Raw genomic sequence first — 24,851 nt, forward strand, 5'->3', positions numbered from 1 at the left:
TTAATAAACTAAAAAAAGCGCACCTCACATGAGATGCGCTTTTTTGCTACCAATTTAACTGGTTTATAGACTCGCTGGCTTATCCGCCAGCTTGGCCTTTTTTGGTAATGATACGCTCAAGAGGATGTAACCAATAATCGCAGCAGTAGTCGATCCCATTAAAATTCCCAGCCTTGCATAAGTATCATACTCTGGGTTAACTTGCCCAAATGCCAACGACGATATGAATATAGACATTGTAAAACCAATACCACACAGTACTGATACAGCGAATATATGAATAAAGTTAATACCCTCGGGTAATTTGGCAACACCTGTTTTCACTGCAATCCAGCTGAAACTATAGATGCCAATTGGTTTACCAATCAATAAACCTAGTGCTATTCCTAGTGGAAGCATTGACGTCAGTCCATCTATAGAAATACCCGAGAGAGAGATACCTGCATTAGCAAACGCAAACATAGGTAGAATACCAAAAGCAACATAAGGGTGGAGCCCATGCTCCATTCTCTTGAGTGGAGACTTCTCTCCCTTATTACCATTCAGAGGTATCGCAAAACCAATCACTACACCAGCTAATGTCGCATGCACCCCAGACTTAAGTACAGCAAACCAGAGTATTGCTCCTACTATCATATATGGAGTTAATTTGGTGACTTTCTTGGAATTAAGAATAAATAGTGCAGCTGTCATCGCAAAGCCAACACCTAATGCCGTTGTAGACAAATCCCCAGTGTAAAAAAGTGCAATAATGACGACTACCCCAAGATCATCAATAATGGCCAATGCAAGTAAAAAGACCTTAAGACTGACAGGTACACGATTCCCAAGCAGCGCCATAATCCCTAGCGCAAAAGCAATATCGGTGGCGGCTGGAATTGCCCAACCTCGAACAGCTTCAGCATCACTGTAGTTAAATGCAACATAAACCAATGCTGGAGCCAACATCCCACCAACGGCAGCTATTGCAGGAAAAATAGCGGTTTCTCGAGATTTGAGAGCTCCCTCAAGCAACTCTCGCTTTACTTCAAGACCAATGAGAAAGAAGAATATCGCCATTAATCCGTCATTTATCCAATGCGAAACAGACATACCCAACACATAAGAATGCAATACTGTTTGGTATACATCATTGAGCGGTGTATTAGCAATGGCCATTGCAACTGCTGCTGCAATAACGAGAAGTATTCCCCCAGCCGACTCCATTTTGAAAAAATGGCGAATAATATCATTCATGATATTGTCCCTTTAATTATTATGTTAATAAAGATGAACAAACAATAGAGTTGAGTTTACGCATAGATACCCCTAAGGAAAAATCGCTTGTTTGGATGTAACACTTCGAAATTTCCGATAAAAAAAATGTAATACCACGTTCCACGTTAATTCCTGCCTTAATTATAGGTAAATTCAGAGAATTACCAATGCAAACAACCACTCTTGTGAGAAATATAGAAACTATAGTGGCTTTTAGACTCAGTAACCCATAAGCAACATAAAACCCGATGCATTATGGGAGCCCGATGCCCTGATTGAACCTTGCCAATATGGGATAACAAAGGGCAACCAAAGTTCGGTATTGCTCATATGTGCAGTCAAACTGATATCAAGTTTTTTCACTTCAATCTTCCATGCTACCGGTATCCGTTTCCCGTTAGTGAGGTAAGAGAACTCCGTAGGTTGTATTAAAATATCTTTCGGTAATAAATTAGTCACTTGACCACTGCTACGGAACAGTTCACCTCTCCAATAAGCTGTAGTTTGTGATTGACGATAGCGACTTACTGAGAGTACGGTTTCTGAATCAAGATGAAATGTAAACCAGTCCAAATTATTATTGATCCCTCTAAATAAGCCTGTTCCCCATTCTTTGCTCATCCATCCTTGACCTTGTACAATCTTTAGCTCGTTTTTATCAAGCTTCAAGTCCCCTTCTACCTTAAGAAATGGACAAGCAAAATTATAGGATGCAACAGATAGTAAAGGGTATTTTTCTACGTATCCCTTTTCTCCCGGTAATACACAGGGAGCTTCAGCTTTTATTTTTAGCTGTATATTAAAACTATCACTGGCAAGACTAAGGACTCCGGGAAATGGCGTTCTACCAGATGAATACAACTGCCAATTGTCAATCCATAGGCGAAAGGGTTGATGGGTTAAGCCAGCTTGGCCAATACCACCTCTAGCAAGGCGTTGCTCTTTCCATACTTGTTTATCACTTGATACCACCACATAAGAAATATATAGGTGGGGGTTTTGCCAACCTCCGCCTTCTCTGTCATCTGTCGCGACCCTAGTATAGGTCCATTGAACACTATAATGCTCACCATTTTGATCTTCCAAATTTGCAAAATAATGCCAGCGTTCATGCTGATATTGATTATGAAAACGAAAATCATCAGGGAGTTTTACTGGAGCATTAGGCAATACAGGTTCAAATACACTTTGAGTCTGAGAAGGGTAGTATCGTTGTGAAATACTATTTTGTTCAAAATAACCTTGATATATAAAACCAACAACCACTGCGGTAAAAACAACGATCACGATGAAAAACAACAATGCTCGTAGCTGGATTACAGTTTTTCCCATTTTATAAAGAGTTCCGTACAAACTTCATTGGTGTATGTCGAATCATTCGCAAAGTAGGTAGGGCTCCGGCCAAAATGAGAGAACACATTGCCAACAAACTGGTCTGAAAATATTCTCCAGACATAAATTGGAGTTCAAGTGTCCATCCGAGTGACTGTTTCATTACAATATCCACTATCAAACTAGCCAGAGCTAAACCTAATGGTAATGCAATTATTACTGAAACCACCCCAAAAACAAAAAGTTGCAAACTACCCATCATGACTAATTCTTTACCGGACACGCCTAAACACCTTAAAAGTGAAATATGCCTTTGGCGGGAAATTTCTCCAGCAAGGCTAGCGAAGAAGATACCGCATATTGCAATGACAAGCGTAATATTGCCGAGAGTATCTGCAATAGAGAAGGTTCTATCAAATACTTTCATTGCTTTCTTATGTATATGGGTATTGTCATAGATTCGCTCTGCGCCCACACGAAATGCTGACTCTAAACGGCTTTTAAGGCCAGCCACATTAACACCCTCTTCTAGTATCACACCTAAAGTAACGGCACCGCTATCTTTAAATACTTTTAGCCAGTTAGGATGTGACAACATTATCTGATTGTATGGATTACCGTAGTCATAATACACACCAACAACTTGCCAACCTTTGTCCAGTTGACCAAATAAATAGATATAGTCTCCTGGACGAATGCCACGCTTAATAGCCATTGATTCACTGATCATCAGTCCTTTTGAATGGTGCAAATGATACCAATAATTTGGAATACCGATTTTAACGGTAAGTGAATCCCATTCTCCATCCGAGTGACCAGTACTGACAACCTCAATTGCTTCATCTTCCGAGTTTGTTTGCTGCTCCCAACGCCACCAAACCGATTCAATCTCAGGTTGATCAGATAACCAACTACTCATCCTAGTAGCTGAACTGCTACTGGGATATATATATAGATCGGCAGCTAAACGCTGGCTGAGCCATTTATCCGTCGTATCACGAAAGCTCCCCACCATAGTCTCGACACCAATATTACCAGCCATAGCGAGCATAAAAGCCATTGTTGCAACCCCCCTATAACTCATGCTCGCAGCTGCGTCAGAAAAAAACCAACGAACCCTTGGCCATTTGAGTAAATATGAAAGGCTGTCAAAAAGTTTCCAAATAAAATATGGGGTAAATAATGCGACGCTCACCAACATTAACGCAATAATAATGAAACCAGACTCTTGTGTCTGGGGGGCTTGATAAATTGCTATGGCCACAACACACAGTACACATGCCAATACAGCTTGGAGAGAAAACTCTATTCCAGCAAAACGAACTAATGAAAGTCGAGCAGTAAGTCGAATCGGCTGGGTGCGCAATAAGCGCACTATAGGCCATATACATGTCAGGCACGCTCCTAATAAAGACATGAGTAAGCTATATAAAGCCGACGACCAACTCCAAGAAACTAAAAGCCCTACATTTGCATCATAAAGATCACGCAAACTCTCTGAAACTGCGGGGATTAATTGGTTAGCTAGAACTATCCCCAAAATGTTGCCACACAACCAGCTTGCCAAAATTAACAATAAAAGTTCAAAACAGAGCGCTAATGCTAGCTGCCTACCAGAAACCCCTGTCTGACGCATAATACCAACAAGAGGCTGCCTTTGAGTTAAAGACAAAGACATCGCCTGATAAAAAATAAATAATCCGACTAAAAATGCCAACATTCCCATCGCGCTTAAGTTCATATGGAATGCTTTGGTTAAAGACTCTAACTCTGCACGAGAGTTTCTCGTTATACTCATTCCGTCAGGCAAGTAATTTTTAAGGCGGGTAAGTTTTTCAGCCGGCATTTCACCACACGCAATAACTGAAATACCAGAACGACGCTCTAGCATCCTTGTTAGTGAAATATCTGCAATTATTCGGGTCCCTTGGATCAAATCACGCTGGTCTACAATAATAGGCCCAAGCGTACTACCGTCATTCAAAGTTATATTATCCCCATCTTGCCAGTCCATATAACTAGCAAGATCAGCACTTACCATTACTGGATGCGGGGGAGTCATCAATGGAAGCGATAGGAAATCTTTTAAATTTAGTGCATGGTGGAATTGCCACATAGCAACGGGATCCAAACCAATTAAAATTAACTCTGAGCCGTTATTAATATTTAGTCTTAATTGCTCAAAAGGTGCGCATTGATTAAAACCATCACGGCGAAGTTGGACGTAAAAACCCTGTGGAATTTTGTTTGATACATGCTTGGGTCGAATACGATAAGGAAGAGGATTAGAAAAAAGTTTTTCACCATGCTGATAGCTTTTTTTTGCATGGTCATTAATCGAAGTCACCCCAACAAGAAGTGAGACACCTAAGGTAAGACCAAGCCAGACAAGAAGGATTTGAAAAGGATAACGTCTGTAATGGCCCAGAAGTGCTTTAGCTACGGGCCATAACATGAAGCAGCCCTCCTTGGAGGCGCACCCTCCCTTCCATATGAGCAGCAACACGCTCACTGTGAGTAACCAACAACAGCGTACATTTGAGTTGACGGGTTAGGCTAGTCAACAGGCGCATTACAGCCTCAGCATTTCTCTCATCCAAACTGCCAGTAGGCTCATCCGCAAGCAACAATTTAGGCTCCATATACAAAGCGCGAGCTATGGCAGCTCGCTGCTGTTGTCCACCAGAAGCTTCTTCAGGATATCGACCTAGAAGCGGCATAAGATCTAACGAAGAGAGGATCTGACGCCATAACGCTACATCTTCCGATAAACCCTTTAATTGACGACAGAAACGAATATTATCAGCAATATTTAGAGTAGGGATTAAATTAAACTGCTGGAATATCAGCCCAATATTGTTTCGCCGATAAGCTGTACGCTGATTTTCACCAATTTGATGCATCGAAAAGTTAGGAAATTGAATTTCACCGGAATCTACTATATCTAACCCAGCTATCAGATTAAGTAGTGTACTCTTGCCAGAACCACTCTCCCCCATGAGAGCTATCTGCTCACCTTGTTCTAATGACAACTCAGCACCTTGTAGGACAGGGTGAAACTCTCCACCATCCACATAACCTTTACAAAGGTCTGTTAGTTGCAACATTAAAGTTCTCACAATTCTTAAAATTGGACTGTGAATCTACACTAAAACACTGCTTTGAGAAAGTAATTTGGATAGTGGATCACAGGATATGCTCTAACTTTCATTAGCTCAACAGTGCAAGTCTGGTGCATATCCAGATTTTGTCCAAAATATTTCAACTAAATCAATATTAAACTTGCATTGCTACCATCATTTATTCGACCATCGTTACTAGTTTTTTCATACTAATAAGTATAATAGAGTGTGTTAAAAATAACTTTTCCTGCAATACAACTAAGCCTGAAAATAAAGAGCTTTCATCTACAGGGTATGTCATGAAAAAAATATTGGTACTGGGAGCATCTGGTTACGTTGGTTCTCAACTACTACCGATACTATGCGCCAGTGGTTATCATGTCACTGCTGCAGCACGACAAATTGACTATCTTCGGGCTCGAGTCGAGAATCACAAAAATCTTGACCTTATTTATCTCGATTTGGCTAATCAACAAGAAACAATAAATATTGTCGCACAGTTTGAGGTTGTCTATTTTCTTGTCCATGGAATGGCTCATGGCCATGATTTTCTTCATTATGAACTATCTCTTGCCGCTAACTTTAAAGCAGCACTTAAAGTCAGCAAGGTGAAACATGTCATTTATCTCAGTTCTCTTCAGCCTTTAACAGGTAATTCGGAACATCTTAAAGCAAGGCGTATGACGGGAGATATTATTCGTCAAGCTGGCCAACCCGTCACTGAACTCAGAGCCGGAGTGATCATAGGTCCTGGTTCAGCTGCATTTGAAATCATGCGAGATTTTATCTTTAACATGCCTTTGCTGCTAACCCCAAAATGGATTGATTCTAAAGCCAACCCTATCGATCTAGATAATCTTAATCACTACTTAGTTGAACTGCTAAAAGAGTCACCGACAACGCATAATCTATTTGAAATTGGTGGTCCTGATATTCTCAGCTATAGAGAGCAATTCAAAATAATCAGTCAAGTGATCAATAATCCTATTCGGATTTTTTCTACTAATTTACTTACACCTAAATTTGCCTCACTCTGGCTTGGTATAGTAACTTCAGTTCCAACATCTATTGGAACTGCACTACTCTCTGGATTAAAACATGACTTCATAGCAGATTGGCAACCCATCAATCAATGTTATCCGCAAAACTTAATCGGTTTTGAGGAAATGATTCGCAAAAGTATCGCAGAAGAAAGTAACTTTATTAACAGTGAGGTTTGGGGGTTCGACCATACAGCATTTACACGCTGGCAACCGGGCTACGGATACTACGCGAAACAAACAGGAGCATGCATAGATACACAAATTACTATTGAAGATCTTTGGAAAGTGATCCAAAAGATTGGCAGCCCTCAAGAAGGTTACTTTTATGCTAATCCACTTTGGCGCACCAGAGAATGGCTCGATATTCTATTTGGTGGTGGCTTCCCGGTTAGGCGCTCTCCATTAGGTCCTCAGCTTAAAGTAGGCGATTATATTGACTCATGGAAAGTCATTCGTTGTGAGGACAATAAATTTCTGTCTTTATTATTTGGTATGAAAGCCCCTGGTTTAGGCCGTCTAGAATTTTCATTGCAAGACTTAGGTAGCATCCGCAGACTTGAAGTAACTGCATTGTGGCACCCTCAAGGGCTTAGAGGGCTTCTATATTGGTTCGCTATGATGCCTGCTCATATATTTATCTTCAAAGGGATGGTAAAAGCTATCGTTAAAAAAGCTAAACAGAGTTCCCAGTAGGATAACTTGACCCTTCATCGCGATATCTATTTTTAATAGCATTGGCAACATACTTGGCATAAAGCTTGTGCATATTGGTTGTTGGGTGAATCCCATCCCAATATAGAAATTGCTCTGGATTACCAATAACCTTTCCCTTTTCTACTTGAAATGAAGCATCTGAAATATTGGTTATTTTTATATTAAGTTCCTTATCTTCATAAACTCCTGAAGCTAATACTTCATTTTTTATCTTTTTGTAGAAAGCATAAGCATCAACATAAATAATATTCGTGCTTGGGTTTGCCTGTTCAATTCGCCTCACCCTCTCTTTGAGTATACCATTGAAGCTGCTAATAAATTCATCAGCCTTATTCGATTTCCCCCTTAACCATGGAGCACCAGACAAGTCGGGTATATTGGAAATAACTATTGTTTCAGCATGATATTGGATAAGGTTATTGATATCAGTAGCGGCTAACTTCGCAGCTTGAGAGCCTGTTTGCCCCAAATCTCCATACAAGCTGTACCACATATTATTGGTACCTAACATATAGGTAACTATGGTTCCCTGATCGAAAAAGCCTTTTTCATTAATACGATTTGCTATCTGACTAGCTGAATTAGGTAGGATATTACCACCAGTAAAAGAAAGTACTCCTTCACCTTTACTAAGGTTATTGAAATTACCAGGTAAAGCCATCGCCCCACCAGCCGACCAGTTATTCCCTTTCTGAGACTTTAATTGAATAAAATATGTGCTTTTTTCACTTAACCTTTCAACATGAATATCAGTATTGATTTCAATTCGAGCAGGAGATATCGGCGGAAGCTCTAAGAACTGAGCAAGATACTCTGTCCATACCCAGCCATTACTTGCCCTACCTTGCCAGTTTGGTTCTGTAGTTGATGCAAGCAGTGCCCCTTCGGTTGCTGAACTAAGCTCATGGGAAACTGCAAACTTATTTCCACAATCTGAAAGACTATCGCCAAAAACGGACATTTGGGTAAAGTCACTTGCGAACAAATACATTGGGCACAGCATTGTGAGAAAGGTTAATATTTTCATGTAGTGACTCTATTCTAATATTTATAGTGTATGACTTTGTACACTTGATGTTGGGGTACACATCAAGCTCAGACACTTTCAATCAGTATTGTGAAGAGTCACTTCACTAATATAAGTCTAAATTTGATACCCAATCGGTATTTCAGCCAGTCGTTCTCCTTGATTCGCGGGATAAACCAAGTATTCACCATGGTATTTTACATTAGACTTATAGTCCGTGATTTTGTGCAGCATAAAGCCAGCATTTGCTGCCATTTCTATAAATTGAGCATGATTTCCACGTACAAACCAGTTCATGGGTTTTACTAGCTCTTCTCCATCAAAACAGTCATCACATTGATTAGCACAAAGAGCAAATGAGTTGGGGCCTTCCGTAAAAATCTGAACTTTACCGCAATTAAGAAGTGGCTCTGAAGTCGAGACTTCCCAACCTTGCTCTTCCACGTAGTCCAAAAAATTATTAATTTCACTGTCTTTTATCTTACGTTCAAGAGCAGAGGCTGGGAAAAAATTCGCATAAAATTTAGAAATACGCTGAAATGTATTCATCAACGCTGCATCATTGCCTTTAGAGCGCCCTTCTTTCTGCCACCGAGTCAAGTCTTCCATGACACAACGTTGAAAGCGCTGAGACTTTAGGGCCCTTGTCACCCAACGCACCAAATAATGATTGTTAGAAACAGGCGCATCAACAGCTTTCCCTGATTTGTGCTCATTTGCTAGTTCCTGCAATGCACAATTAACTAAGTTTTGAATTTCAATTGTATACTGAGACATTACGCCTTTCTTCCAAGTATCCAGTAAAACGTCGCGGATAATATTGAACACGCCGTCATAACACTAATCATTGGCCAAACAACACCATCAGGCATTAAAGCAATGACCCCACCCATCACCGAGCCTATTCCAAAGCGGAGTGTACCCGCAAGTGAAGAAGCGGTTCCGGCCATGGTTGAATAACCACTTAACAGCAGCCCCATAGTATTACTACCGATAGTGGCCGTTGTACCGATGAAGAGGACCACGAAAGGTACAGCGCCCCATAGACCTAGGTCAAGCACCCATCCAATAAATAACCCAATTCCAGCAAACAGTTGAATGGTTAGTGCAAACCTAAGCATTGCATGTGAGCCTACTCTCTTAACAAAACGCCCATTTATCATAGTCATAATTATCATCGCGATAATGTTCAACGCAAATAGATAGCCAAATTCGTTGGTCTTAACATTGTAAATATCAATATAGACAAAGGAACCTGCGGTAAGAAAGGAGAACATACCAGCAAAAGAGAACGCACCAGAGAGTATTAGCCCCACACCGACGGGATTACGGCATAAACTTAGGTAATTTCTTAATGTTGAAGCAAAACGAAGAGGCTGCCTATTCTCGTCACTCAATGTCTCTGGTATTTTCCATAACACCAGCGCAATCACAACCACAGAAAATATTGCCAATGCCCAGAAAATACCACGCCAGCCAAACCATATTGCAATATGCCCACCTAACATTGGCGCTACCAAAGGTGCGATGGTAATAACTAAAGTGACAAAAGACATTGCACGAGTAAAATCTTCACGATCAAACATATCTCGAACAATGGCCTGGATAACCACTGCGGCGGCAGCACCTGAAAAACCTTGGATCCCACGAATCCATATCAAGGCCTCAATTCCGTTTGTTGTCGCACTGATGACCGATGCAATTGCAAATAAAATCACTCCCAGAATCAGAATTGGCCTACGACCAAAGCTGTCAGCCAAAGGACCATGAATTAATTGCCCTATCGCAAAACCCGCCGTGTAAATTGTCAAAGTAATCTGCACTGCCCCTTCAGAAACTCCCAGATCACGAGCAAGGTTCGGCATAGCCGGTAGGTACATATCAATAGCAAGAGGCGTTAGAGCTCCGACAGCTCCCAGCACGCAAAAAAGTAAAAACGTTATTTTTTGAGAAGGTGTTGAGGTTAGAGCGTGATTAGACATAAGCCTCCATATAGTTTTTGGGACTGCTAACCATCTACAATAGAGCCAAACAGAAAGCAGCTAAATACAGATATCCTATTTAGCTGCATTATATTGAGCCAACAATATATAAAAAACTACTTCCTATTTGGAACTAAACTATTTCCAATTTTAAGGTACTAATTCCAAACTGAGTCGATTTCTTCTTGAGTTAGGCAACGGTACTCGCCAGGTTCTAAATCATTATCCAACTCTATCTGGCCAATACGCTCTCGATGTAAGTGCTCTACTTTATTCCCAAGAGCCGCAAACATTCGTTTCACTTGATGATACTTGCCTTCCGTGATGCTTAGTAGCACTTCATTTTCATCTTGGTCAACAATCTCCAGTTTAGCGGGTAAAGTTGCCGATTTCTCATTACGCAACTCTATACCCTCAGAAAACTTTTCAACATAATTGGAACCAATAGGGTCAGCAAGCCACACACGATAAGTCTTTGCACACTTGTGTTTTGGCGAAGTAATACGATGAGACCATTGGCCATCATCAGTGATAAGCACTAAACCTGTCGTATCCACATCTAAACGGCCCGCAAAATGAAGATCTTCCATTTTAACTTCATCCAATAGCATGAAGGCAGTCTGATTAAATCCATCTTCATGAGAACAAACAAAACCTTCAGGTTTGAATAACATGATATAACGAGGTCCCGCCTTGTGTATCTCTCGGCCCTGCCACTCGACAACGCAAGCATCAGTTAATTTAGCCGAACCACTTTTCTGCACCATATTGTTAACTGTAACATCACCATTTTTGATGATTTTAGTTGCTTCTTTTCGCGTTGCACCGAGCGCATCACATAAATATTTATCTAAACGCATGATTACCTCATCTACATCAAGTGAGGTATTATAGAATGCCTTGCTGAAATAGTTGAATGATTTCACACGATTTATGTATACATTAAGACCCTATCAAGCAGATTCGGTGAAAGCCGTAATCCACTATTTTCGTAAACACTCGAGTCCAGCGGTATTAGTCCTGCCAACTGGTGCTGGTAAGAGTTTAGTGATCGCTGAGCTTGCAAGGCTGGCGAAAGGCAAAGTATTGGTTTTAGCTCATGTTAAAGAACTGGTTGAACAAAATCATGCCAAGTATGAAGGCTATAAACTCGAAGGAGCGATATACTCCGCTGGCTTAGGTAGAAAAGAAACAGAACAGCAGGTGGTATTTGCCTCTGTTCAATCTGTAGTGCGAAATCTGGATGATTTTAAAAACCAGTTTTCTCTTTTGGTTATAGATGAATGTCATAGGGTTGCAGATAATAAAGACACCAGCTACCAAAAGGTCATCAGCCATTTGCGAAAGTTAAACCAAGGTATTAAGGTGCTTGGTCTCACCGCTACTCCTTATAGACTAGGTATGGGCTGGATTTATCAATACCACACTCGTGGGCTGGTCAGAACAGAAGAACCTAGATTCTTTCGGGATTGTATTTTTGAGCTGCCAATTCGTTACTTGCTAGATGAAAACTTTCTCACCCCAGCCCGCATGATGGACACCCCCATACTCAGTTATGATTTTTCTCAGTTAAAGCCATCAAATACTGGCAGATATAAGGAAGCCGAGCTTGATATGGTCATAGACCAAGATAAACGTGCCACACCTCAAATCGTCCTGCAAATCATACACCTTGCTCATAGCAAGCAAGGTGTAATGATCTTTGCCTCTACTGTAAGACACGCACAAGAAATCTTATCTTTACTTCCTAAAACGGAATCAGCACTTGTAATTGGCGACACTTCAGCCACTGAGCGTGGCTCTATTATCGAAAAATTTAAACAACAAAACATTAAATATTTAGTTAATGTTTCTGTGTTAACTACTGGTTTTGATGCACCACATGTCGATCTTATTGCAATTATGCGACCGACTGAATCCATTAGCTTATACCAACAAATCGTTGGCCGAGGTCTACGTTTATCTCCGGGAAAAGAAGAATGCTTAGTGCTCGACTATGCAGGAAACAGCTATGACCTCTATCAACCTGAAGTTGGAGATACTAAACCAACACCTGATAGCGAAATTATTACCATCCCTTGCCCTGCATGTGGTTTCAACAATAATTTTTGGGGAAAGTTAGATAATAACGGATTTTTAGTCGAGCATTATGGTCGCAAGTGCCAAGGTTATTTCGAAGACGAGGCTACCCAAGAACGAGAACACTGTAATTACCGATTCAGAGCAAAATATTGCAATGAATGTGGTGCAGATAACGACATAGCAGCGCGGATATGTCATGAATGTGATGCCACATTAGTTGATCCTGACAAAAAGCTTAAAGAGGCATTAAAACTTAAAGATGCTCTGGTGTTTGAGTGTTTATCTATGGACCTAACACTACACAAAAACGATAAAGGCAAAAACAGTCTCAAAGTATCTTACTTTGGTGAAAACCAAGCTCAAGTGCATGAGTTTTGGTCATTAACTACGCCGAAACAGAAACAAAACTTTAAAAGTATGTTTGTAAGGGCTCATCTTGCAGATAAACATATGCCTTTTAATGAGTTATCTCCAAACAAGGTCGTCAACAACCAGCATCGATTTAGACCACCGCAATTTGTGATAGCCAGAAAGTCGGGGCGATTTTGGAAAATACGCGACAAGATATTTTCAGACGAGCTAAAATAAGCTAGCTAATCAAACTTAACGAAAAACACTGACCAATATTCACTTTGTATTCAGAAAAGATTCGTTATACTCACTCATAGAACTTCTAACAAGATAACGCGATGTTTCATAAGCAGTTAATTGGCTTACTTATTAGCACGCTCTGTATGCTTATCAATGCCCCTGTTTTCGCCAAAAACAACCCAAATAAAGATGGACATGCTTTGGTACAGGATATTCAACATGCAGGGACACAAATTAAGATCGAAGAAGATCAAGATGAAGTCTATGATGCAGTGCGTCAAGGCTATATTCGTCCATTCTCAGAACTTTATGCTGCTGTTGAGAAAGATCTACACGGTCGTATCATCAAAGTTGAGTTGGATGAAGATGATGACATTTGGATATATGAACTTAAGCTCAATTACAATAACAGCATCATTAAAGTTGAATACAATGCTCAGACCTTAGAAATGATTCTAATTGAAGGTCATAACTTCAAACAAGCCTTAAGAAACTAAAAGACAGCGCAATGAAAATACTTGTAGTGGAAGACGAGCCTCGCCTAGGTGAGCAAATTATCGAATCTTTGGAGAAAAATGGTTGGGTTCCTGAGCTTTCAATCGATGGAATAGATGCTCTCTATCGTGCAACGTCAGAACAATGGGATGTAATTATTCTCGACTTAGGCTTACCAAAATTGGACGGATTAACCGTTTTAAAGGGCATCCGTGACGAAAATATTAATACTCCGGTCATCATCCTTAGTGCACGAGACGGCCTCACACAACGGGTAGAAGGCCTTAACGCCGGTGCAGATGACTACCAAACCAAACCTTTTGAAATGGTTGAGCTAATTGCTCGCATTCGTGCTCAACTTCGGCGTGCTTCTGGAAACGCCTCTCCTGTGATGCAGATGGGCTACCTGAGTCTAGACACACGTACCTCCAAAGTCATGTGGCAAGGCCAAGCAATCGACTTAACAGCCTTGGAGTATAAAGTCGTTGCTTACTTTATGCATAACCCTGAAAAAGTCATATCGCGCGGTGAACTAGTCGAACACATTTACAAACAGGATTTTGACCGCGATTCCAATACTATCGAAGTTTTTATTGGTCGTATCCGGAAAAAAATCTCACCTAAAGTTATCAAAACGGTGAGAGGTTTGGGATACCAGCTTAATGCCGATTAGTAAAATACGATTACTCAAACGGCTTAGCCTTAAAAGCCGCCTTGTCCTTGCTGCGGTTGTTTGGTTGACCGCAATGATTATTGCTGCTGGCATCATGATGCCTTCTCAAGTTTACCTCTACATGCAAGAAGATACTAAACAGCAGCTTGCCATTTATATGGATGAAATTGCCGCTGCTCTTGAAGCCGATGAAAAGGGTAATCTTAAGTTAACCTCTCCTCTCTCCGATCCACGTTTTACTCGACCTTACAGCGGATTTTATTGGTCTGCCAAAACCAGCAAAGCTCTGCTTCGCTCGCGTTCGCTTTGGGACAAGACTTTAACTTCCAAGAGTGAACATGACTTGCTGGGTGCGCGAGATGAAAAACTTATCTATATCGACTCAACCTTATATTACCCTAATTATTCTGGCCCCATTGAAGTCACTATCGGTATGGATCAACAACCCATAGAAGATACTGTTCGTAATCTGATGGGGCAACTATGGTTTATTCTCGCTTTACTTTATATTGGTGTTTTAACCTTGATAACTATTCAAGTTCAATGGTCTTTAAGTCCATTGAGTAAAATGCATAAGGAACTTTCTCAGCTCCGTTCGGGGAAAAAAACTCAGTTAGATCAAGAGTACCCAAAGGAAGTAGCGCCTGTCGTTTCAGACTTAAACGCGCTTGTTTTCCATTATCAAGAGCTGCTTGAACGAGCTCGCCATCATGCTGGTAACCTATCTCACGCACTAAAAACTCCGCTTTCTGTATTAAAAAACGAAGTCGCGACAAAAGATGCCGTGATTCAGGAGCAATTGCGCCCTTCTCTAGAACAAATACAAAACCAAATTGATTATCACTTAGCCAGAGCAAGAATGGCTGGGGCAAAAAATATCTTGTCCGTCAGTTCCTGCCCATCAAAGCGAGTCGATGCAATTTCTAGGGCGTTTGATAAAGTCTATGCAGATCGTGGTATCAGTCTTATTAATGAACTCGATAGCGATTTAAATGTAGCTGTGGAGCAAACCGATCTTAATGAAATGCTAGGTAACATTATTGAAAATGCATACAAATGGTCTGAAAGTATTATTCGTGTTCACTCTCTTCAAAATAGTGAAAATCCTGAGATCATTGATGTCATCATAGAAGATGATGGTGTCGGCATACCAGAGCAAAAAATGGCACAAGTTATCCACCGCGGCGTTCGCTTAGATGAAACCATACCAGGAACAGGACTTGGCCTTAATATTGTAAGTGAAATGGCCCATAGCTACCGAGGTAAGTTAACACTGGACCGAAGCTCACTCGGAGGACTCAAGGTAATTTTGTCAATGAAGCTGGTTCAATAAATTTAATAGTTCATGTGCAGTGCCACTTTGCTTCCTACTAGTGCAGCACTATGCTCATCAAGTTTGACTAACTTCATATGGCCATCAAATACACCTGACCTAACAAAAAGCTGTTCGATAACACCATTTCGCAGTGGATCTATATTTAATCGCCTGTGTTTCCTCATTGTGAAAAATATTCCATCACTATCTAATTCATACCACCCAGAACTAGCATAACCGACTCTACTTTTGGGCAACAAAGCATATACACCGTAGGTACTATTTTCTTTGAGCGTAATATCAACTCTTAGGGGCAGTGTAATACCAAAGTTATTATCTGGATCGACAGATGATATATAAGCAGCAGTGTGGCTACTCATATCTCTATTAATACTATTATTGTTGAAGTAAGAAGTGAGCACACCCAATATTGTACCGACTAAAATAAGCAAAACAGCAACTAACTTACTCACAGCTCAACACTCCACTTTTTGGCCGAAAGCTCAAGGAACGCCCACCTTTATCAACCAATAAAGTTAATTCACCAAAGTCATACAAGTTAACGTCTTGATAGCGCACTTTGATACCACTGCTGTCTGGAGCAAACCAACATGCGCTAAAATGCTTTTGTTCAAAAGATATATCGGAAAGAGGCGAACGCATGTTCTCAACAATTAAGTAGCTCGTTAATGCAGAACAAAAAAACAGCCCAGCAGCCATCAATATCGTCCGGCCTTGTCGATTAAGTTTTTTGTTAGCCGTTGGTTCACTTGCGTTTACACCAATAGGTTCAACCTCAGCGAGGCTCATATTCACTTCAATAGGCTCACAATTCGACTGATAGCTTTCTACATTGCCTACAAACCTGTAGCCTGAACCACGTACGGTTTTAATCGCTTCGCCTGAACGGTCTTCAAGTGCTCGTCGGCAACTGGAGATACAGTGCATCAAACTGCTCATTTCAACAACAATACCGCGCTTTTTCCAAACATGATACATAAGCTCATCTTTAGTTAAAGTTTCTCCAATATGCTCAATCATAAAATTGAGCAACGCAATCTCATTGATGCCTATCGGATAACGCACATTACTGCTTAGATTTTGGATATAACCTTGTTCTGAATCGAAAACCAAATTGTCATTGATGATTAACATGGGGTCTCTTAGGTTGAAAATTGTTGGTTCTTTTTATACCTAAGATTTCTTCTCTAAAGTTAGAGGACTGTCAGCTTGATGATGATTCAATATGAACCATAATTAATAAACATCAAACTGTTGATTTTTATCAAAAAATAAATATTTCCACGCTAGCTTTTAGTCACTAGATATAGACACTTGTATACAAATATGAGTATCTTGGTGCGACCAATATGGTTCTATCATCATCCAAGCTAATGATTTTTAACTCCTCCATAGAGTGCATGCCATGCTGACTAAACATGGTTTCTACAATGGAGAGCTTCTTATCTTGAGGAATAATACGCTCTGCATCAGTTGGCATAAGAGACAACCCAAAAGAACTAAAACCATACTTACCCGAAACATTAAAACCAACAAGATCGTCAGTCAAAAAATACATCTCATAATGACCCGATCTCTTAAAATTAAGTTGAGCCAGCAAGCCCACATGTTTGCTTCCTTGCGGTGTCGGGACAACAATCTCAGTCTTACTTTCAAAACTTCGGTTTATCGTTGGTGAATTCATATATGCGGAAATACCACCCATAAAACAGCCTGCCACGATACTGACAACAATAAGTTTTTTATTCACACACCACTTCCACATCTTTAGGGCGATAACTAACAGACGATCCATCTTCTTTAACCAAAATCACCTGATTACCCGTCTCAAACGCACGTACTTGATTAAGTATCACAGGAGATATAGTCGACAATGTACATTGCGCATAAAAGGTTTCAGTATAGTCTGCTTCAACCCAAGGTGAGTTCCAAGAAAGCACCGTCCAGTGACTTACAAAAGCACTTAACGCAAACGTAACCAAATAAACACTGCGCTGCTTATTTAAGATAAACCAGTTTGTTTCAGCTTGACGAGTATCAGTACTAGGCTGGGCTTTTGTTTTGGGAACAACAAGTTTAGGTTGATAGTTCTCTATTTCACCATTAAACCTATAACCCACTCCGCGAACAGTACTAATAATTTCAGCATCTTTGTCACGTAAAGCTTTACGGCAACTGGAAATGCAATGGAGTAAACTGCTTTCTTCAACAATCACGCCTTTTTTATGCCAGACCTGTTCAAGAAGAGTAGATTTAGTTAATGGTACATTGGGATGCTCTATCATGAATTTGAGCATTGCCACTTCATTACCACCTAACATAGTTTTACGACCAGTGGTTAAGTCTTCTACTGAACCCGCCAGTAAATTTAAAATAAGGTATTCATTAATTATCAGCATCGAATAAACTGAATAAAGGTACTAAGATATGTGTCTATACAATATCGCAAAACGTATGAAAAACAAAAACTTTGTGGGCCTGTCTCACGGTTTCATCAGCGATTTGTTATCTGCGTTGCAGCTAAATTGTAAATTTGTATAAATAAACGCCACAAACATAACTATTAGAATCTATACACTAATCAAATTATGCAAAAGGGCTTTTTGAATTTGCAAATTTAAAGAACGATATTCATCGTGCTTCCATCCACATTTACCTCCAACGAATACAAACACCTCAAAGTTTCACAGCAAAAATAAAATTAACACCTAAAGATGTATTCAATCTCATATCTCATTTATAAGGCATTTATCTCATAACACCATAATTCTAGGTGATAGCATTACACCTACCACAAAACCACAAATTATAATGAAGTTATCAACTACAGGCTCTTGTTCTGCATTACTCGCACAACAACACACACCAAATACAGCTTCTCATTTGAATATAAAACGTATCCGTAATCTCCCTCTCGATAAACAGAATCACTTTAAAAAGCATCATATGCCAACATTATTAAAGATAGAAATTCGACAATCTGGAGATCGAATGCATGCAATAAGGGCTGGTTTTTCAGGGAAGGACCCATATGAGAATAATCAATGCTCCCAGATAGTACGGTCACTCACCACTTCTCAAGCCCCTTCAAGGTATATCTCTGTTAGTAACCAGAAAAGAATAGGCTCGGGAAAAATGCATAGCTTGGGCCAGTTAACTTTACGAGAAATACCCACATCTATTGCATCAAATATTGGAGAGTATTTGGAGGCCAAACCTGTGCTTAAAGGTACAGCCATAAACTTACCGGACAACTCGATAGATCATACAATGAATGTGAGCGCTTATCTTGCTAACAGACTCCCATCAGGATTGGTTGATCTGATCAATAAGTCTGGTGCCGAGTTTTTTCTTTTTAATTCAAGTGATCAAGACATTGCCGCTCACTATAAAAACACAGGATTTGATAAGTGTTACAAAATATCTTCTCCTACATCAACTCGTTTCTATGTTGTAAAAAATCACCAAACAAATGAAGACAAGATTGTAGTCTCCGGAATTGGTTCTCATACAAGACTTGAGCACCAAATTCTTCAGTTCCATTTTGCCGGTGTCGATGTGGCTAAAAAGCTTACCTCAATTGGCAACATTGATGACTTAAAAACCTCATCACTGACAATATTAAAATCCCAATTAGATCTAATTCAAGCTGAGGATAAGATTCTCTATATCGGCGCTCGATGGAAAGTGATGGAATCTATCGCTAATCAAGAGTTCGAACTTTCCGGAGATAATGAAGGAGAAGGATATAAAAAACTTAACCCAGCCAACCATAAAATAGGTCCATTTATTTTCGATTCAGCGAAGCTAAATAAACGAGGTAAATCCATAGCTGTAGCAGCTTTAAGAATGCCCAATGGTGAACTTTCTTATGATGCAGTAAAAACGTTTGCCGATTCAGGTTTTACAAAAATAATTATGTGCGGAGCTGGTGGAAGAATTATAGGTGACGCACAAATGGGAGACTATATCTACCTAACTCATTCATCTTACAAAGATTCAAATGTAAACATAAGCAGTAACACTAACATCATAATTCCAAATGATTTTTCACATATAAATACTGCATCTTGTACTAATACAACGGTAGACTCACCTCTTGTAGAAACAAAGCAGTGGCTATCACAACAACAAGAAGCCAATGTAGGCTCTGTCGATGTCGAAACCGCGCATATATTCAGAGCTGTTAATGATAGCATTCACCCGATTACAATAGTACCAGGGATGTTTGTCTCCGATGTTGTGGGTGAGCACCCACTTGAAGACAAGATCAGTGGTAATGGAGCAGATAAGTATATAAGCGAGTTCGTTAAGATAACTTGGAATGCATTATTTCAACTTGAAAAATAGAGACAGTATGAACTAACAGAGCAATAAAATAAAAATGAAATATAACACTCTAAACTTTTGTTAGGTAACAGTTCTCACTGAAATTTTTTCAGAACCTATAAGGTCTTTTTCTTCATAATAACTGAGAGGAAGATGACTTTATGCATGCAGTAGAAAACAATACAAGAAAAGACAACATTGGCTACCTTATCGGCGTTTTCGGTGTTTCCTTGGCACTAATTTGGATTGGTATTTATAAATTCACACCAACCGAAGCCAAACTTATTCTACCCCTAGTCGAAAATCATTTCGCTATGAATTGGTTGTATGACCTCTTTTCTGTTCAAGCAGTATCCAATATCATCGGTACAGCAGAAATCATTGTCGCCATTGGGCTTATCGTGGGTATTAAACATCAGAAAGTTGCCTTTTATTCTGGCATAGCGGCAGCTGCCATTTTTATCACAACTTTGAGTTTTTTAATCACCACACCCAACACTTGGAAATTATCTGACGGTGTGTTGATAACTAACTTTTTTCTAGTGAAAGATATTCTGTTTTTCGCAATATCCATAACCATTATCGAAAGAAACAAACCTAACTACTAATCAATGCGGGGCCGTTACAGGTATTACTTAAGATACGGCTCCTCTTCTTTAACGTTGGCTTAAATAGAAACTAAAACTACGCTCTAGATCAAATTTATCACCATATCATTTTGCTTGATCATCGCCGTCGAAAGAAACCAGCTTTATTTCTAGTTGAACACCAAAGTAGCGTAAAGACAGCTTAGGGTCTTGAGATACAGATACTTTCCTACCCAGTTCCTCGATTAAATCTGCCATAAAGTTTTTAACTGGTTGTTCAGCTTCAGCTAAACGATTTTCCAAAAAACAATTTTTCATTTCTCTAGCCACAATCTTAATTTTATATCATCAATAGCCTCTTCAATTTTATCCACGAAGAGAAAATATAATGAAAGTTATTCAAACGATCTTAGATGGTAACCACTATCGCTACTCCTTTTACCCATGTAGAGATTCAAAGCAAACTCTTATTTTTTTGCTTGGTGCCCTACAGGATATTGAAAGTGTACAATCATTTTCCACACACTTTGCAACTAAAATTAATTGCCTCACCGTTGAGGTTCCTGGTACAGGGAATACTCAAAATCTTGCATCAACAACAAGCATCAGGGAACAAGCAAAGATGTTGCACAACTTTATAAACCATTTAGATATCAGTACTGCTCACTTAGCAGGCTTCTCTTATGCAACAGCTATTGCTGTTGAACTTTGTGACATTTGGCCAAATGTGCAATCTATGTCAATTTGTGGCGGTGTTCCTGGCATCCCAACATCAGGAAGACTAGCAACCAAGAAAATGATTGCAGCATCCATGGATACATCAAAAACTTTTGCAACGTCATTTACTGAGTCTCTTACCGTTCGCAATAGTGATATCCCTAAAAATGAAGCTATAATCCGAGCGACAAAGCGTAACATTGCAGCGATGTCTCAGGATAGAATCGACATGTTCTTTGAAAACTCAGTACGTTTGCTCGTTCATACACCAAGTAATATCCATAGTATCACTGTACCCTGTACGATCTGTGTGGGCGAATTTGACCCTTATGTGACAATGCAAACAGCACAAAATTTTGCAAACCAACTCAAACATAGCCACTTAGTGGTAATAAAAAATGCTGATCATCTGGTGCACTTACAACACCCTAAAAAAGTAGCAGCGATCATGTTAGCACAAGCTGAAACACAGCAAACACTACTAAACAATTTAGAAAGCTTTAACTAAACAGTTCACTAGTATTCTGATTTTTTTAATAAACATAATCAACCTGAGTGAATGCGTATTTTAGGTTGATTATGTTCACTGCCCAGCCTTATGTCTCATTTTTGATATACACTTTTGATAAAACAGACAACAAATCCGAGGCACAACTTTTAGACTTAGTATTCAGAAGACGAAAAGACTCAACAATTAATGAATCTCGGATGTGCTGATGCTGGCGTAGTTGGTGAAACTGAGGGAATTGTTGCATTTCTGAGGTAAAATTGACGTGTGAATATAGCTCGAAGCCTACTTTTACTCTAAACCCAATAGCTACAGAAAAATCTCTGATTTTATTCGTATCTTCAAGTACCACATATTGGTGTTCCGTCAAACCAAGAACACGGGCAATCACATCAATAGGGATATTGTTGTCTTGCCGAAATCGCCTCAAAGTAATGGCTATAGAACGATAATAATCGATAGCAAATGAGTTGATATCAAGTACTTTAGGTGGAAGCAAGTCATCATAACAAGATGACGGTGTTGTTTCAGATAGAAGCTCAGCTTGGAAAACATCAAAATGTGCTCTTGCTTCACTACCCATTAAATTACTAACCATTTTGAGGTAAAGATAAAACTGTTCTTCCGGCAGACGACCAACACAATATAGCGCTTCAATCGCTTTATCATCCATTCCTCTATAGTGCTCTCTTACTTTCAAAGCATAATAAAAGCTTGTCATCGGTACCATCAAGACCCAAGACATAGCCGCCACCACATGGATTGGCCGCATACAAGGGTAGCTCTGCTGCATATAGCGTCTTAGAGTTGAAGTGTTGAGGCCACTAATCTTCTCCCCAAGTTCAACTAGCGACGTCTTTTGTGCACGTCGTACAAAGGACATCGATATTGCCATGTCAGTATCTATAGTGCTGAAAAGCGAATCCAGCATATGGATCCGTTCATCTGAAACAATCATAGCGTTTTGCTTGTTACTCATATTTCTTTTCAAACACTAAACACTACATTATATATCTATGATGTAGTGTTTAGTGTGAAATAACAAAAGAATTTAATTGCTTATTCAAAATCAAAACGATGACAATTCATGCTGGGTTTCACTTTTGAACTAATATCATTCTTTACCCAACAACCGCTAATACATAGCACAACAATAAATGCTCAAACTTTCTTATATAAAGTCGAAAACACCAGCCTATATTACGCCATAGTGAGCTTTTCTATTGCGAGAAAATCAAGAGAATGATAGTATCCGCGCTCGCTGGGGAGTTACTACCAATTTCTCCTTTGGCGATATACCACATCACGGCGAGGTCGCATTGCTGGGTGTGAAGTTCATTATTAATTTTGAGAGTAAATACTATGAAATTTGAAGCAGTAGTACGTACTGAACTAGGTAAAGGTGCGAGCCGCCGCCTACGTCATGTTGGTCAATTCCCTGCTATCGTATACGGTGGCGAAGCTGCACCTGTATCTATCGTTCTTAACCACGACGAGATCGTTAACCAAATGGATAAGCCTGAGTTCTACGAGGGTCTTGTTCTTGTGATCGACGGCGCTGAAGTGAAAGTTAAGCCACAAGACGTTCAACGTCACGCTTTTAAGCCAAAAGTTGAGCACATGGACTTCATCCGTATCTAATTCCCCACCAAGGAATTTGTTGGATAAAATCCAGCCTTTTGCATAAAGAATATCGGCCTTACCATCCGAGACTTCTAAAATTCGAAACCCCGATGCTACCAACATCGGGGTTTCACCGTTTCTGAAGCCTAAAAAAACGAGTTGATTATAAAAGATCAGATACTTAGATTAACCATAGATTTTATGGGTGCCGTTATACAGTATTTTTCCAATACCAAATTTAGCTTGTTTTCTTCATAGAAATGACACTCTGAGAGTGCCCACAAACTCATTATCAAGATAGCGATATTCGCGAGAATATTTTTTTGCAATTGCTTCGAGTGGTGAGTTGGCCTCGACCAAAAAGTAACTGAACCAGTTGCTGATACAATATAGCTTTGTGAGCATCCTAAACCTCTGTAGCTAAAATGCCAATGTAGATTGTGTAGTGACACAAATTTGCTAATGATTTTGCTAAATTAGCAATCAATTGATTATTTCAAGTATTGATGATCCCACTAGCCAAATATGCTGTGTCTAAAGAAAACCGCTAGAATAAGCGGCTATTTATTGATTTGTTTCTTAAATATTTCGAATGCTTGTAAGGTATCAAAGTTTTCTGAAAATGAACTCAACTTGGTTAGCCTGTCGGCATTTTCTAGAAATTCTGAGTCTATATACTGTTTTTGACTGCTTAAAAGATCATTTTCCCTCAATGCAAGATACAAATCTAACGGCTCTCGATTGCCCGTGTTGATATATACAAGGAAAGATTGGTACAAATGCTCTTTGTCAGCCTTTTCTATGCACCGCTGAAAAGCGCGATGTTTCAATGTTAAAAGCATTGTCTTAATGACAGGTTCAGATTGCTTTATTAGCCACTCATCGCGCATATCACCATTTATTGGTTGAATGACTGAACACTCGGCAAACTTATCGTTCAGCTCATCGTAGGAAGTTTGCACGTTGGCAATCGCGCTCGAAGACAGCAAAAATAAACTAGTAGCGAGTCGCATCATATACACATTTCCAAAATTTTAGCTCTTTACCGTTTGAGGTTAACCTCGCTCTATCAGCAATACGATTAACTAGCTCTTTAGTTACCACGTGTGTACCTGCCATGGCTTGACCGAATTTTTCCCAGTCGTGCTCATATATTGTATTCAATCTTTTCCCCGCACTCATACGACCTGAAAAAATTTGAATAAATTGTGATGCTGCGACCGACGTAGCCAACAAATTACCAAGTGCGACCTTTGATTCAATTTCATTTAAATAGTTTTGCATATTACGACTGATAACCATATCGTCAATTTTGCAATAAGAGAGAACACCCACAGGCTTTACTCCTGATGAAAACAGATATTATATCGAAGTATTAATAACTTATAATAAAAATTTTAATATTTAGAATTAAAGTCATATCGTGGTTCACA

General features: G+C 39.6%; 25 protein-coding genes. 9 read left to right on the forward strand and 16 right to left on the reverse strand.

What is annotated here, in order from left to right:
- Positions 1-63: 63 nt before the first annotated feature.
- The 4 genes from nhaA to OCV27_RS08725 form a co-directional block, all read right to left on the reverse strand.
- Complete coding sequence (gene nhaA / locus OCV27_RS08710; protein WP_125323129.1) at positions 64-1,236, reverse strand: Na+/H+ antiporter NhaA; 1,173 nt, start codon at positions 1,234-1,236, stop codon at positions 64-66.
- 240 nt (positions 1,237-1,476) lie between these two features.
- Positions 1,477-2,589 (reverse strand): lipocalin-like domain-containing protein, encoded by a 1,113-nt coding sequence (locus OCV27_RS08715; protein ID WP_125323130.1) that lies wholly within the window; start codon positions 2,587-2,589, stop codon positions 1,477-1,479.
- Between the two features lies 1 nt (position 2,590).
- Positions 2,591-5,044 carry an ABC transporter permease gene (locus OCV27_RS08720; RefSeq protein ID WP_125323131.1) on the reverse strand — a complete coding sequence of 818 codons (2,454 nt, stop codon included), beginning with the start codon at positions 5,042-5,044 and terminating at the stop codon, positions 2,591-2,593.
- On the reverse strand, positions 5,025-5,696 hold the full coding sequence (locus OCV27_RS08725; protein WP_125323132.1) for an ABC transporter ATP-binding protein: 672 nt from the start codon (positions 5,694-5,696) through the stop codon (positions 5,025-5,027). Before OCV27_RS08725 ends, OCV27_RS08720 begins: the two co-directional genes overlap by 20 nt.
- A gap of 314 nt (positions 5,697-6,010) precedes the next feature.
- Here OCV27_RS08725 and OCV27_RS08730 point away from each other — a divergent pair, with 314 nt between their 5' ends.
- Positions 6,011-7,447, forward strand: coding sequence for a DUF2867 domain-containing protein (locus OCV27_RS08730; protein ID WP_125323133.1), 1,437 nt, complete (start codon positions 6,011-6,013; stop codon positions 7,445-7,447).
- Here the strand turns inward: OCV27_RS08730 and OCV27_RS08735 are convergent.
- The 4 genes from OCV27_RS08735 to rsuA all read right to left on the reverse strand — a co-directional run bounded on the left by OCV27_RS08735 (position 7,428) and on the right by rsuA (position 11,337).
- Positions 7,428-8,495, reverse strand: coding sequence for an SGNH/GDSL hydrolase family protein (locus OCV27_RS08735; protein ID WP_337969046.1), 1,068 nt, complete (start codon positions 8,493-8,495; stop codon positions 7,428-7,430). The two genes, OCV27_RS08730 and OCV27_RS08735, sit on opposite strands and share 20 nt — an antisense overlap.
- Before the next feature lie 117 nt (positions 8,496-8,612).
- Positions 8,613-9,272, reverse strand: a complete 660-nt coding sequence (locus OCV27_RS08740) for a DUF2913 family protein (protein WP_125319737.1) — start codon at positions 9,270-9,272, stop codon at positions 8,613-8,615.
- Positions 9,272-10,477, reverse strand: coding sequence for a Bcr/CflA family multidrug efflux MFS transporter (locus tag OCV27_RS08745; protein WP_125319738.1), 1,206 nt, complete (start codon positions 10,475-10,477; stop codon positions 9,272-9,274). Before OCV27_RS08745 ends, OCV27_RS08740 begins: the two co-directional genes overlap by 1 nt.
- Positions 10,478-10,635: 158 nt before the next feature.
- Positions 10,636-11,337 (reverse strand): 16S rRNA pseudouridine(516) synthase RsuA, encoded by a 702-nt coding sequence (rsuA, locus tag OCV27_RS08750; RefSeq protein WP_125319739.1) that lies wholly within the window; start codon positions 11,335-11,337, stop codon positions 10,636-10,638.
- A 73-nt stretch (positions 11,338-11,410) separates the two neighbouring features.
- Here rsuA and radD point away from each other — a divergent pair, with 73 nt between their 5' ends.
- The 4 genes from radD to OCV27_RS08770 all read left to right on the forward strand — a co-directional run bounded on the left by radD (position 11,411) and on the right by OCV27_RS08770 (position 15,651).
- Complete coding sequence (radD, locus tag OCV27_RS08755) at positions 11,411-13,147, forward strand: DNA repair helicase RadD (protein ID WP_125319740.1); 1,737 nt, start codon at positions 11,411-11,413, stop codon at positions 13,145-13,147.
- Between the two features lie 146 nt (positions 13,148-13,293).
- Positions 13,294-13,647, forward strand: coding sequence for a PepSY domain-containing protein (locus OCV27_RS08760; protein WP_420919484.1), 354 nt, complete (start codon positions 13,294-13,296; stop codon positions 13,645-13,647).
- An 11-nt stretch (positions 13,648-13,658) separates the two neighbouring features.
- Positions 13,659-14,318, forward strand: coding sequence for a response regulator transcription factor (locus OCV27_RS08765; protein WP_125319742.1), 660 nt, complete (start codon positions 13,659-13,661; stop codon positions 14,316-14,318).
- Positions 14,308-15,651, forward strand: a complete 1,344-nt coding sequence (locus tag OCV27_RS08770; protein ID WP_125319743.1) for an ATP-binding protein — start codon at positions 14,308-14,310, stop codon at positions 15,649-15,651. The genes OCV27_RS08765 and OCV27_RS08770 overlap by 11 nt, the downstream gene beginning before the upstream one ends.
- Positions 15,652-15,653: 2 nt before the next feature.
- On the opposite strand, the gene OCV27_RS08775 is transcribed toward OCV27_RS08770, so the two are convergent.
- From OCV27_RS08775 to OCV27_RS08790, 4 genes are all read right to left on the reverse strand, one after another.
- Positions 15,654-16,106, reverse strand: coding sequence for a hypothetical protein (locus OCV27_RS08775; protein ID WP_125319744.1), 453 nt, complete (start codon positions 16,104-16,106; stop codon positions 15,654-15,656).
- Positions 16,099-16,788 (reverse strand): winged helix-turn-helix domain-containing protein, encoded by a 690-nt coding sequence (locus OCV27_RS08780; RefSeq protein WP_125319745.1) that lies wholly within the window; start codon positions 16,786-16,788, stop codon positions 16,099-16,101. The genes OCV27_RS08775 and OCV27_RS08780 overlap by 8 nt, the downstream gene beginning before the upstream one ends.
- 166 nt (positions 16,789-16,954) lie before the next feature.
- Entirely contained in the window at positions 16,955-17,404 is a 450-nt protein-coding gene (locus OCV27_RS08785; RefSeq protein ID WP_125319746.1) for a hypothetical protein, read from the reverse strand.
- Complete coding sequence (locus OCV27_RS08790; RefSeq protein WP_125319747.1) at positions 17,397-18,053, reverse strand: winged helix-turn-helix domain-containing protein; 657 nt, start codon at positions 18,051-18,053, stop codon at positions 17,397-17,399. The genes OCV27_RS08785 and OCV27_RS08790 overlap by 8 nt, the downstream gene beginning before the upstream one ends.
- A gap of 412 nt (positions 18,054-18,465) precedes the next feature.
- Here OCV27_RS08790 and OCV27_RS08795 point away from each other — a divergent pair, with 412 nt between their 5' ends.
- Together OCV27_RS08795 and OCV27_RS08800 are read left to right on the forward strand one after the other, a co-directional pair.
- Positions 18,466-20,004 carry a hypothetical protein gene (locus OCV27_RS08795; protein WP_125319748.1) on the forward strand — a complete coding sequence of 513 codons (1,539 nt, stop codon included), beginning with the start codon at positions 18,466-18,468 and terminating at the stop codon, positions 20,002-20,004.
- A 140-nt stretch (positions 20,005-20,144) separates the two neighbouring features.
- Positions 20,145-20,591 carry a DUF417 family protein gene (locus tag OCV27_RS08800; RefSeq protein WP_125319749.1) on the forward strand — a complete coding sequence of 149 codons (447 nt, stop codon included), beginning with the start codon at positions 20,145-20,147 and terminating at the stop codon, positions 20,589-20,591.
- Between the two features lie 105 nt (positions 20,592-20,696).
- Here OCV27_RS08800 and OCV27_RS08805 read toward each other — a convergent pair whose 3' ends face one another.
- Positions 20,697-20,888 carry a hypothetical protein gene (locus OCV27_RS08805; RefSeq protein WP_125319750.1) on the reverse strand — a complete coding sequence of 64 codons (192 nt, stop codon included), beginning with the start codon at positions 20,886-20,888 and terminating at the stop codon, positions 20,697-20,699.
- 70 nt (positions 20,889-20,958) lie between these two features.
- Here OCV27_RS08805 and OCV27_RS08810 point away from each other — a divergent pair, with 70 nt between their 5' ends.
- Positions 20,959-21,795 carry an alpha/beta fold hydrolase gene (locus tag OCV27_RS08810; protein WP_125319751.1) on the forward strand — a complete coding sequence of 279 codons (837 nt, stop codon included), beginning with the start codon at positions 20,959-20,961 and terminating at the stop codon, positions 21,793-21,795.
- Positions 21,796-21,883: 88 nt separating this feature from the next.
- Here OCV27_RS08810 and OCV27_RS08815 read toward each other — a convergent pair whose 3' ends face one another.
- Entirely contained in the window at positions 21,884-22,774 is an 891-nt protein-coding gene (locus OCV27_RS08815) for a hypothetical protein (RefSeq protein WP_125319752.1), read from the reverse strand.
- Positions 22,775-23,157: 383 nt separating this feature from the next.
- On the opposite strand from OCV27_RS08815, the gene rplY reads away from it, so the two are divergent.
- Positions 23,158-23,436 (forward strand): 50S ribosomal protein L25, encoded by a 279-nt coding sequence (rplY, locus tag OCV27_RS08820; protein WP_125319753.1) that lies wholly within the window; start codon positions 23,158-23,160, stop codon positions 23,434-23,436.
- 542 nt (positions 23,437-23,978) lie between these two features.
- Here rplY and OCV27_RS08825 read toward each other — a convergent pair.
- Together OCV27_RS08825 and OCV27_RS08830 are read right to left on the reverse strand one after the other, a co-directional pair.
- Positions 23,979-24,434: a hypothetical protein gene (locus tag OCV27_RS08825; protein WP_125319754.1), complete on the reverse strand. Its 456-nt coding sequence runs from the start codon at positions 24,432-24,434 to the stop codon at positions 23,979-23,981.
- Positions 24,415-24,753, reverse strand: coding sequence for a hypothetical protein (locus OCV27_RS08830; RefSeq protein WP_125319755.1), 339 nt, complete (start codon positions 24,751-24,753; stop codon positions 24,415-24,417). The genes OCV27_RS08825 and OCV27_RS08830 overlap by 20 nt, the downstream gene beginning before the upstream one ends.
- Positions 24,754-24,851: the final 98 nt, after the last annotated feature.

This window comes from Vibrio pectenicida, from assembly GCA_024347015.1.
GTDB lineage: Bacteria > Pseudomonadota > Gammaproteobacteria > Enterobacterales > Vibrionaceae > Vibrio > Vibrio pectenicida.